This window comes from Arthrobacter sp. UYCo732 (assembly GCF_040547265.1).
Lineage (GTDB): Bacteria > Actinomycetota > Actinomycetes > Actinomycetales > Micrococcaceae > Arthrobacter.
The window spans coordinates 189,004-201,940 of the sequence record NZ_JBEPPJ010000002.1 but is presented as its reverse complement, the minus strand read 5'-3'; the positions used below and the strand labels follow the sequence as shown (position 1 = coordinate 201,940).

Sequence of the window (12,937 nt, the reverse complement as noted above, 5' to 3'; positions counted from 1 at the left end):
AAGATCGGCGTGTAACGTCCATCACCTGTTCATGGGCCGTCATGTCCGGGCTAGTTTTGGTACCCCACATCGAGGCATTTCAGGGACGAGATATGTCCTCACACATGAACGTAGAACCGTTCCACCGCACGATCTGCGGCGCCTCGTGACCAGCGACGCTCATCTGATATAGCAGGCCGATAAGTGCGGCCTCCGCGTCCTTCCGGTCTAGGTAAGGGGTGAGAGCCTCACCTCCTGGGTAGCCTGTGCCACTCAAAACCCTCACTGCGAAAAGCACGCGCTTCCCCGTGGACTCCTCCAGAAGGTGGGCCTCGGTGATCGTCGACACAGGGACGTACGTCCAAGACTCCGGGTCGAATGATTGGCTGGCGCCGGGAACCTTAAGGTATGACGTGTACATATTGGCCAACATAGCGCTGGCAACCGGTGGGCGGTAGACCATAAAACCCCGGCATCCTGGCAAGGACACCGGGGCTTTCCGTCCCCTTAGACGAGGACTGCCTGTTCGGCTTCCTGCCGACGGCGGATGTCGTCCGGGTTGGTCGAGGCCATGGTCAGGAACGTCGGCGGAAGGACGACCTCAACGGGCACGGCCCGTCCGGTCAGGTCCGCGTAGATCCCGATGGCCCCACGGATCACTTTCCCGGTGCTTGGGTCACGCAGGGCCCGCATCGAGTTCGTGTTCGGGGCCTGCGATTCGCCCTCGCCCACGATGGCCTTCGCGCGGATCCGGGCGAGCCGTTGGGGGGTGGGCTCGAGGTTGAAGAGCCGGCACGCTGCCTCGGACTCCTCCTTGTCCTCGATCGGGAGGATGAAGCCGCGGGAGATGTAACCGGTCAGCTCCGCCTTCAGGGCGTCAGAGACCCGCTGTGTGTAGAGCACGGGCAGCACGCCCTGGGAACGGGCCAGACGGCCGAGGCGCTCGACCTCAGCCTTGCCGGCGCCCAGGAACACCCATGCCTCATCGAGGTGGATCACGCCGCCGCGGCCGGTCAGGGCCATCGCTGAACCGAACACCATCATGCGCACCAGGGCCAGGCAGACGCGCTGCATCAGCGGCGCACCTTCGATGGCGCCTGGTTCGGGCAGGTCCAGGTGGGAGTTGCCGACCTTGATCAGGGTGATGCCGTCAAAGATGTTCAGGGCCGCAGACTCGGGCCTCATACCCACACAGGCACGGAACATCGGGGAGGCTTCGGCCAACTCCAGGACCGGCTGGACCATGCCCTGCGGTGCCTTGCCGTGGGCGAGGGCGATCTGCAGTGCCTGGCCGACGCACTTGGCGCCGTTCGCTACGCCGTACCGGAGGGCCACGAAGATTGAGACTTCGTACTTGGCCTTGTCGTCGCCCCAGGGGTTGATGGAGCCAAGCATGGACGCGGCCATGTCGACGCCGACCTCGGGGCTCCGTGCGAAGCGGATCGGGTCGAAGACACCATCGGCGTGCTGGAGGTCGTCCAGGGAGATGACCTGCCCGCCGGCGGCGAGAACCGTCTTGGAGTGGTCGGATTCCGTTTTCGGGTCCACGATCACCTGCGGTGAACGGGCAGACCGGGGGCCGGGAATCTTGGTCATTTGGGTCGCGAGCCACAGCAGGGCCTGGGTTTTACCGGAGCCGGTTCCGCCGGCGACGAGCATAAGGGGCAAACCGTCCGCGGTGGACGCCGCCGTCGGGGACACGTACGCCGGCTGCCGGTCGCGTTCGGTGAATCCGATTAGCGCACCGACCTTGTCACCGACGGTGGACAGGGACTGGATGCCGGATGCGGCGATATTCTGGGTCGGCATGTCGTGCAGGTTCGGGTTCGCCCGGATGTGCGAGCAGAGCATCATCTCGGCCAGGGCCTGGCGCTGGCGGAAGTTCATGATCCTCAGGTTGGCGGCCGAGTCGCCGCCGGCCTGGGTAATGTCTTCGACTTCGCCGTCGAACGCGACCAGCACGGAGGCATCCACCAGGGTCGGAGAGCCTTCGCGGGAGGCGTAGACTTCCTCGACCTGTTCGAGGGTCCGGACCATTTCCTCCTGCTCGGAGAGTTCCATCTTGTTCTGCTTGATGCGTTCGTTGATGTCATCGAGGTAGCGCTTGCGCTGTCGGCGCAGCTCGGCGCGGGTGACCTTCGCAGGCTCGATCTGGGCGCTGATGGAGATGGCGACGGCACCGTCCTCAACCAGCCCGGTGGCCCAGTGGGCGGCAGTACTCGTCGGGGAGACGAAGTCGAATTCGAATCCTTCGAGGGTGGCGATCGTCAGGGTCCGGTGGTTGGGGATCACCGGCCAGGCGTGGCAGTCTTCGCGGCCGGCGGCGTCGGCCATGCGAACCGCTTTGGCGTCGGCAAAGATGTGCAGGTGGTCCGAGTGCGGCAGATCCACGGTGTCCGGGAAGTGGCCCTGGTTCCACCAAGAGTTCGCAACGGCGATCTCCTGGGAGGAGGGGATCGACAGCCCGCAGCGGGCCATGGCGGCGTCAACCCTGCCCAGGTCGGTGTCGTAGTCGGACAGCGGGGTGCCGCCGACGACGAGCGTCTCGGTGAACGATTCGACCGCGTTGCGGAAGCCGCCGTTGCCGCCGAGCTTGCCGGAGAGCTTCACAGCCAGGATCAGCAGCCGCTTCTCGGTGATCTGCTGCGGGAAGGATTCCTTCAGGAACCCGGCAATGGGATGCCCGTTTTCCGGGTTGTACATCTTGTGCAGGTTCACCATCAGCATCTTCGTCTGCCGGTAGTCCTTGCGGGCCAGGGCACGGCGGTTCGAGGTGGTGTGTGACATGGCTGCCAGTTCGTCGTAGGCGGCCATCAGCGGGGTGAAGACGTTGACGCGTTCGTCGATGGATTTGGCGTCCACGACCGGTTCAAGCGGGACTTTGCGGAAGAGCCAGAGGGACCCGTCCACGCCGAGGCCACGGCCGCCCGGAAGCAGGGTGCGCATCATGGTCGGGACGGAGACGTCCATCAGGGGTGGGGCCACGGGAGCCTTGGAGTTGCGAGCCATGTCTACTTTCCTGCAGCGGCGGCTGCGGTGTTGTCGGTGGGAACGGCCTTCTCGATGCCGCCGGCGGTGATCTTGCGGCCTTCAACGGCGTTCATGAACGGCTTCAGGGATTCGCCGGTGCCGGCGCCGCCCCAGGCGACAACCTTCGGGGAGGGCGTGTCTGCCTGTTCGATGAGCACGTCGTAGGTGACGCGGGATGGTGTTTCGCCGCGGCCAAGCGGTGCGCTCTGCCAGTTGACGGCGAAGGAGACCTGGGCGACGACCTGCGAGGGCTTCTTATCGGACGGGGCGTCCTTGGCCGGTTTCTGCGAGCCGACGTCACCGACACGGACATCGGTGGCCGTGACCTGGACGAGGGGGATGTAGGAGCGGTTCGCGCCGGTGTCACCGACACTCAGCCGCAGCGCGTCCGGGTCACCGGAGGTGAAGGCCTTAGCCCAGGCGGTTGCTGCCTGCTCGACGGGTTCGGTCTTGGAGACGTTGACCAGGTTCGGCCATGCGACCAGGTTCGGCCAGGTCTGTTTGTCATCGGGTGCGCGCGGGATGAGCGTCGGTTCGCCGATGACCTTGGCGCCGCGGACCGGCGAGTACCCGACCTGGATCTGGGTAGTGAAGAAAGACCCGGACGGGCTGACCAGCGTCATGGTGTGCAGCTGCAGGCCCTGGGTTTCTTTGACCTGGTTGGTGTTCGGGTCAGTCTCGGACTTCGGTTCGGCCTGGACCTCCACCCCGTCCCAGGAGAGTACCTTGCCGCCGGGCAGCGGGGAGGGGGATTTGGCCAGCCAGTCTTCGACGGTCTTGATGGCAACCGGCTTCGTCGGGGAATCCAGCTGGTTGTTCACCGCCGGGGCGACGTAGGGCTTTTCGAGGAACTTCGGCATGAAGGAGATGATGGCCAGCAACGCGACCGGCAGGAGCACGCAGCTGCCGACAACCCAGATCTTGACCAGCTTGAGGCGCTTGACTGTGGTCTGGACCGCCCCTACATCCGCGCGGGGAAGCTCCTCAGCTTCGTTGCCCCAGAAGTCGTCCGCCGGGTTGTTGCGTTTGGTGTTGCGGGCCATCATCGTCCTTCGTTGAAAAAGTGGTTAGGAGCGCTTGAGCAGTTCGCCGGCGGCGAGCAGTTCCAGCTGGTTGTCTTCGGACAGGTCGTTCACTGCCTTCACGACGGCCAGGCCTGCCTTGGCGTCCGAGGCGGGCGGGGTAGGCGTCCCGACGGTGCCGAGGGTGTGCAGGAGGGTCCAGATGGCCTTCAGCCGGACCCGGCCCATCGCGGTGGCGGTGATGCCAACGCCCCAGGGCTCGGACTTAATGCCGTCGCGGATCGTTTCGATGTCGGCCATCGGGGACGCAGAGCTGCGGGTCGCTGACATGATCGATGCGACCAGTTCCACGACGTCGTCGGAGCCGCCGACCTGGGCTGCAGCGAGGGCCCGGACAGTGTCCGTTGCGTCCTGGACTTCGATTGTCTTGGCGGCGACCCTGCGGAACAGGCTGCGGGACGGCTTGGCCGAGGCCTTGGCTTTGGATCCGGCGCCTTCGCTGGCGTCGTCAGCCGTGTCGTCCTCGGCGGTGTCGTTCTCGGAGCTACCGTCCGCCATGTCGGCGGTGTACAGCTCGTCGGCGTCCAGGTCCCCGTTGAGGTCGGCGTCGATGGCCGCATCGGAGTTCGGGGTGTACTCGTCGGGGGCCGAGTAGCCGGACGGCTGGTAGCGGTCGGTCTCGTAAGGCGTGGTGGTCACGGTGTTCGTGCTCCTTCGTGCGTGCGGTTCCGGCAGGACTGCCGGGCCCCGCGGGTACAGATGCGGTCACTGATGAACATGCGTAGACAATCCGGTGACGGGCGTCCCGCCACAAAGCCCCCGCCGCCGTTTCCGGTGACAGGGGCTTTGCAGGCGCGGGAAGGGTGGTGCGCTACTTCTTGGTCATCTTTTCGACCGTGATGCGCTTGCCCTCTTCGGGGTCGAACTCCGGGTCAAGGCCCAGGTCCTGAACGTGCTGGAGGATGCGGACCTTCTGCCCGGCGCTGTTCTTGATCTCCTGCATTTCAACCCACACGAGCACGCGGTGCCCGGTGAGCTCGGTGCGGAGGCGGGACGCGAAGGCCCGTGCTTCCTCGGAGGAGTCGGTGCGCTCGGTGCGGACCGTCTCGATGCCGTCCGGGGAGAACTTCGATTCGACGGTCTTAAGTGCAACGAAGGCGCGGGTGGAGCTGGCTTCCTTCTGCACACCCAGGATGGTGCCGGTGAAGTTCTTGCATTCGGCCAGCATGTTGATGGACCGTGCGACATCGGAGTTGTCGTTCAGCATCAGGGCGATGGACTTGGCGTTGGCCTTGAGCTTCGAATCCCATTCGCTCTGGGTCTGGCCTTCGGCGACCGGGCCGGTCATGGTGATGGCGCCGAGGATGATGTCGTTGCGTTCTTTGGTGTCCAGGGGCATGGTTTCCTGCTTTCGGGTTTGCTGGGGTGGAGGGGTTAGTTGGCGAAGACGTCGAAGTCGGCGGCGAAATCGTCAGGAACAAAGTCGATGTCCTCGACGGGCGCGGCCTTGGCAGCGGCCTTGCGGATCACGCGCTTGGGCTCGGGGGCCGGTTCCTCGGCGGGAGCCTCTGCGGCGGGCTCAGCAGGCTCGTCAGCGGCCGGTGCGGGCTCCTCGGCTACGGGAGCCGGTTCAGCCTTCACGACAGCCTTGGGAGCGGCCTTGGCGGGCGCCTTGGGTGCGGGAGCATCCGAGACCTGTTCCGGGGCGACGTCGGCGAGGGCCTCCCACGGAGAGTCGGGCAGCTCTTCGCCGAACAAGGTCAGCGCGACAGCGGTGATGGACTTGCACCGGCGGATCGCTGCGGCAACCCACGCATCCCAGGCTGCGGAGTCTTCACCGAAAGGCATCGGCAGAGTGGCCAGCACCGTGCGGAGGGCACCGCGCATCCGGGCGTTCGCACCGTCAGATGCGGACGTGGAACCCGTCCAGCTGTCCTGAGCACTGGCAACGATGTGCTGGAACGTTGCGGCCAGCGCCTTGACGTTCGAGCCGCTGATGGCCAGGCCGCCGCGGTGCAGTGCTTCGACGGCGAGTTCAGCCGTTCCGAAGACGCCCATGGCGGCGTACGAGTTGGGGTTCAGTTCACCTTCGCTGGTGTACGGCTCCCAAACTTTGCCTTCCGTGATTTTCTTCATTCCGTGGTCCTTGTCCTGTGAAGTGATCGGGTTCTCCCCGCTGTTGTAGATGTGTGCGGCAAGCTCCGCGGCCCTCTCCACGGCGTCGAGTTCTTCGTCGGGGATTCCGTAGCTGAACGGGTCCGGCATGAAGAAGGTGACGTCCTGGCCGTGGTGCTCGACGAGGGTGTCCGGGGTGGAGACCATGGGCGCGACCGAGGCGCCCGGGCGCAGCGCAGGGATGCCCAGGTGGGTGGCCGAGTGCATCTGGTCCGCGACCTTTTCGGAGACCTTCTTGCCTTCCTCCTTGGCGACGGGGCAGGCGTTGATCAGCGGGCACCAGCCGCACAGCGCCGAAACCTTGGTCGGGAACTCGTGGGTTTCCATGTACCGGTTGTGGCGCTTCCAGGACAACTCATAGGTCTTCAGCGTCTTGGACATTGCGCCGGGGCTCAGGTCCACGTCCTTGGTCTTGCCGAACTTCGTGTAGAGGACCGTGCCGCCCACCGGCATCTCCCCGAGCTTCTCTTTTATGGCCGCAACGTAGATCCGGATTTGGTCGCCATGATCGTCGCCGAACCGGGTGTTTCCTACCTTGCCGGTTTTGTAGTCTTCAACCACGAGGCCCTCTTTGCCGCGCCTGTTGACCCCGTAACGGACACGGTCGATGAACCCGTTGGTCGGGACACCGTTGATGGTGAGACCGTCGATCTGGATTTCGCGGGAGTGGACGGCGATGGTCTTGGGGTCCTCGATGACGAAGATACCCTCGTACGCGATCTTGACCTCTTCGATCCAGCGGCGGCGGTTGAGCCGGACCATGGCCCGGACGCTGTCCGGTTCGCTTTCGATGTCCGGCCACATGATGCCGGCGTCACGGACGGTGAGCGCTTCGGCCAGGGCGAGAGTCCGCTCGTGGCGTTCGTAGACGGCCTCGTCGTACATGTCCTCCATGATGGAGTGGGCGCTGGTCCCCAGCGGGGCCGGAGCGAACGGGTCCTCGACCTCGTTGCGCAGCAGCCGCTCCCCCACCCAGCGCGCGGCACACGACTGCATCGACTTGGACGTGGACGGGGAGAGAGCCTTGCGTCGGATCTGGTTGATCACGGCGTCATCGGTGACGACGAGCTTCTTACCGTCCCAGGCGAGCTTGTCGCGGAGCAGTGGCGTGGTCTGGTTCATGGAATTTCTATGCGCCGCACCGGCCCACGGGTGTCGCTATTCGACATGAAAACGGGCTGTGCGGGAGAAATTTGACTCGACCGGCCACTCCCACCGAACGACCCTCACTCGACCACCTGGTCGAGTGGGAAAATCCCCGGAATGGCGGGGAATATAGGGCCCCTACTACTACTACTCTACTTAAACGACCAGAAAGATATATATATAGGGGCCCCTGTTCTTTCTCTCTCTAGAGGACCCCTCCCTTCCTAGTTAATACACTTCTTATTCATAGAGGTCCTATCCTCCGCGGTCGTTTTGGTCGAGTGAGGGTGCATCGGGACTCAAATTCCGCGCCAGCATTGGGATGCACGGCCGCTGAGTCACCCTACCGGCGGTCGTTTCCCGAACGTGTGAACGACCGGAAACGGTCGAGCGTGAGAGATGCCCGCTTTAACTCATGTGATAACCTGAGGAAAGATTTTCCGCTTTAGAGACGATGGTTATCACATGGCTCCCAGATGGGGGCCATTTTGTTTATCGGCCCATTCGAAGGGCCGCACACATTTGCTTGGAGATTGCGGCCGTGAAGCAGCATGATTTGCTCCGGGTACCTCTTTTTGCCTCATCATCATCAGCTCAGTCCATCCGCTGCCGGCCGCAACACAAGCACTGAATGAAGGCGCGACGGCCCGCAATCGATATTCTTGCTCGCAGACATCTTCAGAGGGAAGCAGATTCATGGAATACGACGGCACCCCGGACGGGCAGATGGAGCTGCGGCTTGAGGCCTGCCAGGATGCCGGGTTCACCGGCCTAACCGTGGAAGCCGATTCGACCGTCACCGCTGTCTGGGACCACTCCGGCGACAGCTTCTGGACCGCCGCAACGCATACGATCTGATCGACGCCATGCTGCGTGAAGCACCGGACGGCACCCACCGGAGCATCTCCACAGCGGGGGACGTCCAGCTCGCCTGCCTGGCGCTTTGGGAGCAGATCAAAACGTACCTTTACGGGATCAGGTCGAAGCCTCTTGAAGTCCTGGACGAGTACGACATCGATTTTGGACCGGAGCCGTGAAACGGAAAAGACCCCGTCAACATGACGGGGTCTTTCCTGTGTGGGGGAATTAGTCCTCGTTGGCCTCGGGCAGGTCTTCGATGGACAGGCCGCCGTCGACCAGGCGGGACACCGCGATCGGGATGCCGGTGATCTTGCCTTTCCGCCAGGGGGCGAGCGGGGTTCCGCGGCCGTTCTTGATCCGCGTGATGAAGGGCGGGTTCAGGTTCTCGTCCCACACGCTGGACCAGGCAGCCGTCGGGCCCTGACCGAACTGGATCAGTGCCGGGTAGGCCTTCTGCGCGGCACTGAACGCGGTCTCGGAGGAGAACAGCACGACTTTCTGCGGTTCCCTGTTGTGGTCCATGACGGTCACGACGGTTCCGATGTTGGTTCCGGACGGACGCAGCGATCCGTCTCCGCCGCCACCGACCACCCAGCCGAGCCGGTTGTTGACCATGGCCTCGGACTGCTCAGTGCCTTCGATCGGCGGCCGGGACGGGTCATCGCCGGAGATCACGTGCGCCGCGCCGGAGGCGAGCAGCGCGGCCAGGGCCTTGACCAGCGAGATGCCCGGGGCTGCCTGCTGGTTCTCGGCGTGGGCGTTGGTGACCAGCTGGATCACGGACATGGACATGTCGCCGTCGACGCTGAACTGCTCGGCGAAGTCATCGCCCATGTCCAGTTCGCGGGCCAGGTTTTCGAGGATGAAGAAGGTCAGCATGACATCCGCGGCCAGGGTGGAGGTACGCTCCAGGGACCCGGACGCGGCGCCCATTTCCTTCATCAGGTCGCTGATCTGGTCCTTGAGTTGGGTGCGGGCACCCTCCATGGCTGAAACGTAGGCTGCCCAGCCACCCGGGTGGGTGGTGGCGGCGTAGCGGATGTACTTGATCAGCTGGGACGTGAACCGGGCCGGGGTGCCGTATCGGGATGAGATCTCGTTCAGCGCATCGGTCGGCTTCTTGGACTCGTTCAGCTTGCCCTTGCCGACGTACAGCGGGATGAGCCGCTCCTTCGCAGACGGGGTGCTGAGCTCGTTCTCGGCCGTCATGATCAGCTGGGTCATCGGCTTGTTGGACTTCTTCACCGTCATGTCCGCGTTCATGCGCAACTTGGTGGCGTTATTGAAGATGGCGCGGGTGATGTCGGCCAGCTTGGCATCCTCCTGCTCGGCCTGCCGGCGGACCGCAGACGGGGCGAGGTCATCGATCACCCAGATGGGGGTGCGGGCGACGGCGTTCTCCATGGCCGCGGCCGTGTCCTTGGCCGAGCCCGGCAGTTCCTCGTGCCAGTCACCCCGGTTCCTGGCCCAGAAGTGCATCATGCACTCGGCAGTCCAACTTTTGCCCTTGCCTTTGGGACCCCAAACATAGATTGTTGCCTTGGGGCGGATGGGGATGGCGGGGCGCAGTGCCGCAGCCAGGACCACCGTTGCTGTGGACAGGTCGGTCCACGCCCTGGCATGGATGTAGGTGTCCATGATGGTGCGGAAGTTCTTCCGGATCTCGGCCCGGTACTCCGGGTCATCGAAGTCGCCGCTGATGTTTTCTCCAACACCGTATTTCTGGATGACGTCGATTTCGCGGGAGCTGATGCCGGGCAGCACCGAAGTGTTGGCTTCGACGTCGCCGACGATCTGGTCGCCGATGAGGAAGACCGGGTCGCCGTCCTGCACGGGCACCCAGCCCATCTGCATCCAGCGGGTCTTGAACGAGACCTCCTCGGGCCTGTTGGCCTTGATGGCGGACAGCCAGGACTCACCCTTGGCACCGCGCGGCGGCCACTCCGGGTGGAGCAGCAGTTCGCGGGGCACGGAAGCCTTCTTCCGGTCCCACTCTTCGGGCCGGTAGCCCAGGATGGATTCGGGGCCGGTGACGGTAGCGGTGAAGTCGCGGCCGTTCAGGTGCCAGGAAACCTCGATTTCGACCTGGGCGTCGTCGATGTCTTCGTACTTGACGTTCGGGTTGAAGATGCCGGTCTTCAGTTCCTGGTCGGTTGGCTGGCGGCGGGCTTCGAGGGCCACGACGCGGCCACCGATGTCGATGCGGCGCTCCCACCGGTATTCGCCGATGGTGCCGCCGGCGCCGGTGGCCAGGGAGACGCATTCTTCAACGAACTGTCCTGTCTTGCCGACCCGCCAGTTGCCGGCTTTGTCTTCGGCGTTCTTCGCCGGCGCGTCAGGCATGACGTCATCGAGCTGGTTGATCAGGGCGGCCCAGTTGCCCCTTTTGGCCAGGAAGTCATCCACACCGTCCTTGGTGGTGGACCCGTCATCGCCGGCGGTGACCTGCGGGTTCAGGTACAGGATTTCGGACATCTTGGACTTTTCGAACAGCTGGGTGGAGAGCTTGTTCGCGGCCGCGTGCACGGCCGGGTTGATGGCGATGTCGGCGTCGAACGCGATCCAGCCGATGCGGTCCTTGAGGGTGATTTCACGCCAGTCCACGGCGTTGCCGGAGGCGTTGTACACCCCGCCGATGGAGACGATCAGGACCCGCTCGTCATGCGGGATGCGCTCGAGCAGTTCACGCAGCTTCGCGACCGGGTTATCGACCCCTTCGGAGCGGAGCTCGGAGTAGGTGATCCCGTTGTGGACCAGGTAGGCCGACAGAGCGGAGTCCCCTTTGAGCATGCCTTCGGCAAACATGACCACCGGGGTGGTGTCGATCCAGTCGGTCGGGATGGCCGGGTGCAGGTCCAGCGGGGTGCCGACGTTGGAGACGAACTCGTACTTCAGCGGCTTCCCGGCTTCGTTGTTCTCCGGGAATTCAGGGCGCACCTGGTAGGTGTGCGGGACGGGCCGCTCGTTCTCGCGCTTGGCCTTCACGATGCCGGCCAGCGAGTACCACGGCATCACCATGCCGTCCTTGCCGGGCGCGGAAAGGGTGCGCTTGAAGCGTTTGCCCTGGCCGGAGTTGCCGACGACCTGCATTTTGCGGGACAGCTCGGCGTAGTTGGTCTTGTCGATCCGGGCGTAGCCGCGGGCGGCAGCGACAAGCGGTGCGACGCCGGAGTCCTTGAGCTTGAACGCGCCGGATCCGGTGATGCTGGAGGCGTAGTCGGAGGCTTCCCACGGCGGCAGCCCGGTGAGGTTGGGGTCCAGCCCGCTCAGGCTGGTGAGGTCATTTGTGCCGACTGCGGCCGGGGAGGGAAGCTGCGTCGCGTTCCCGTCCGCCTGCACGCCGGAATCCTGATCGGTTTGGTTTGTAATCTCTTCCATGGTGAACCCCTATGCGGGTCACCTGGGCACGGGTGTCAGTTCACTGCATCATCAAGGAGCGGGCGGCAGCCGGTGGTGGCTGCCGCCCTCCGGGTTTCGTGGTCTAGAGGTCGTCCTCGGAGATGGCGAACTCGTCCTGGGCGACCTGGACCGCGTACTCCTTGATCTTGCGGACGTAAGCCCGGGCTGTGGAACGGCTGACGTCCAGGGCTTCGGCAATCTGATCGACCGAGGCGATCCGTGGCTCGTGCTTGTCGCTGTAGAGGCCGGAGAGCCACAACTCAGCGGCCTTCCCCAGCCGCTCGTTGTAGGCGCTTGTGCGTTCCACGATCAGCTGGATGAACCGGGGGCCTTCGACCGGGTGCAGCACGAAGTCCGTATCGATCGGCACGGAGTAGTCGTGGTCGGCGATGTCGTCCTGGACCCTGCTGACCCGCAGGTCGTTCACGGAGGCGATGACGCCCTGCTTGACCGGGTTGGCGCGCTTCTCCCACATTTTTGCGTTGTGGGTATCCACGATCTCCTGAGGTGTGGGCTCGGTGCCCATTTCCCGCCGGATTTCGTCGCGGGTGGCATCGAGGACCCGCTTGCGCCGCAGCGCGGAGGTCATCTCCGTCATGGGCGCGCCGTCTTTGTCGATGAAGTCGCGCACGGCGGCACGGGCCTGGACGCGGAGCATCCCTTCCCAGTTCTCGATCCGCTCGAGCAGCTCGTCGTTGGCGAGTTCCTCGGTGAGCATCTTGAGGGCGGTCATGGAGACGATCGAGGCAAAGTCGTCGACGTGCTGGTCCGGTGCGTGTCCGTAGCGGCGGCACAGGCCCCAGGCGATCTGCTTGAACAGACCCATCCTGGCGCGCATGAACTCGTGGATGAGGTTGTCGCGGGTGCGGCCGGAGGATGCGGCAATGGAGCGGATCGCGTCGTGGGTGTTCTCAGACATGGCTACCCCTGTTCGAAGCAGCGTCGGGGATTCCAGCATTGATGACATGGGGGCTCCTTCTCGCGTACGGAAACCCCCCTCCTCCCAGTGCGGAACGGGGTTCAAATGCATCCAGCCAAGCGGCAAATCTGCGGCCGCCGGCACGCGGATCAAGAAGCCATCCAATGGTTACTTGCCGATGCTCAATCTTAGCGTCTGCAACCGACAAAATTCTCTCGATGATGGCCCCGGCCCTGGTCCTTCCCCAGCCTGGCTGAGCGAGCAGCAGTTGGCGCAGCGACAACTTCAGCAGGGGCCGCGCTTCGGGTCGCGCAGCCTCCGCCAAAACGTCTCCCGGAGTGACCATCCGGTCGTGGATCAGCATCAGCCATTCTGCCCTGAAATGTGCCGCGTTGCGCCGTGCAAG

9 protein-coding genes are annotated in these 12,937 nt (G+C 64.2%); 2 read left to right on the top strand and 7 right to left on the bottom strand.

Going from position 1 to position 12,937, the window contains the following annotated elements; translation table 11 throughout:
• Positions 1-486 precede the first annotated feature (486 nt).
• The 5 genes from ABIB45_RS04350 to ABIB45_RS04330 form a co-directional block, all read right to left on the bottom strand.
• Positions 487-2,988 (bottom strand): ATP-binding protein, encoded by a 2,502-nt coding sequence (locus tag ABIB45_RS04350; RefSeq protein ID WP_354214714.1) that lies wholly within the window; start codon positions 2,986-2,988, stop codon positions 487-489.
• A gap of 2 nt (positions 2,989-2,990) precedes the next feature.
• Positions 2,991-4,055 carry a hypothetical protein gene (locus tag ABIB45_RS04345; protein WP_354214713.1) on the bottom strand — a complete coding sequence of 355 codons (1,065 nt, stop codon included), beginning with the start codon at positions 4,053-4,055 and terminating at the stop codon, positions 2,991-2,993.
• Positions 4,056-4,076: 21 nt separating this feature from the next.
• Entirely contained in the window at positions 4,077-4,730 is a 654-nt protein-coding gene (locus ABIB45_RS04340; protein WP_354214712.1) for a hypothetical protein, read from the bottom strand.
• Between the two features lie 172 nt (positions 4,731-4,902).
• A complete protein-coding gene (locus ABIB45_RS04335; protein ID WP_354214711.1) occupies positions 4,903-5,430 on the bottom strand; it encodes a hypothetical protein in 528 nt (175 codons plus the stop codon).
• Between the two features lie 35 nt (positions 5,431-5,465).
• Positions 5,466-7,328 carry a RecB family exonuclease gene (locus tag ABIB45_RS04330; protein ID WP_354214710.1) on the bottom strand — a complete coding sequence of 621 codons (1,863 nt, stop codon included), beginning with the start codon at positions 7,326-7,328 and terminating at the stop codon, positions 5,466-5,468.
• Between the two features lie 720 nt (positions 7,329-8,048).
• On the opposite strand from ABIB45_RS04330, the gene ABIB45_RS04325 reads away from it, so the two are divergent.
• The gene (locus ABIB45_RS04325; RefSeq protein ID WP_354214709.1) at positions 8,049-8,210 is read left to right on the top strand and encodes a hypothetical protein; all 162 of its coding nucleotides are present in this window, start codon (positions 8,049-8,051) and stop codon (positions 8,208-8,210) included.
• Between the two features lie 8 nt (positions 8,211-8,218).
• Positions 8,219-8,389: a hypothetical protein gene (locus ABIB45_RS04320; protein ID WP_354214708.1), complete on the top strand. Its 171-nt coding sequence runs from the start codon at positions 8,219-8,221 to the stop codon at positions 8,387-8,389.
• Between the two features lie 49 nt (positions 8,390-8,438).
• Here the strand turns inward: ABIB45_RS04320 and ABIB45_RS04315 are convergent, their stop codons facing one another.
• Positions 8,439-11,591 carry a hypothetical protein gene (locus tag ABIB45_RS04315; RefSeq protein ID WP_354214707.1) on the bottom strand — a complete coding sequence of 1,051 codons (3,153 nt, stop codon included), beginning with the start codon at positions 11,589-11,591 and terminating at the stop codon, positions 8,439-8,441.
• Between the two features lie 103 nt (positions 11,592-11,694).
• Positions 11,695-12,579: an HTH domain-containing protein gene (locus ABIB45_RS04310; protein WP_354214706.1), complete on the bottom strand. Its 885-nt coding sequence runs from the start codon at positions 12,577-12,579 to the stop codon at positions 11,695-11,697.
• Positions 12,580-12,937 lie beyond the last annotated feature (358 nt).

Coding starts and splice junctions, on each gene's coding strand:
- ABIB45_RS04335 (WP_354214711.1), bottom strand. CDS start 5,430: ATGCCCCTGGACACCAAAGAACGCAACGACATCATCCTCGGCGCCATC.
- ABIB45_RS04320 (WP_354214708.1), top strand. CDS start 8,219: ATGCTGCGTGAAGCACCGGACGGCACCCACCGGAGCATCTCCACAGCG.
- ABIB45_RS04310 (WP_354214706.1), bottom strand. CDS start 12,579: ATGTCATCAATGCTGGAATCCCCGACGCTGCTTCGAACAGGGGTAGCC.
- ABIB45_RS04330 (WP_354214710.1), bottom strand. CDS start 7,328: ATGAACCAGACCACGCCACTGCTCCGCGACAAGCTCGCCTGGGACGGT.
- ABIB45_RS04345 (WP_354214713.1), bottom strand. CDS start 4,055: ATGATGGCCCGCAACACCAAACGCAACAACCCGGCGGACGACTTCTGG.
- ABIB45_RS04315 (WP_354214707.1), bottom strand. CDS start 11,591: ATGGAAGAGATTACAAACCAAACCGATCAGGATTCCGGCGTGCAGGCG.
- ABIB45_RS04325 (WP_354214709.1), top strand. CDS start 8,049: ATGGAATACGACGGCACCCCGGACGGGCAGATGGAGCTGCGGCTTGAG.
- ABIB45_RS04350 (WP_354214714.1), bottom strand. CDS start 2,988: ATGGCTCGCAACTCCAAGGCTCCCGTGGCCCCACCCCTGATGGACGTC.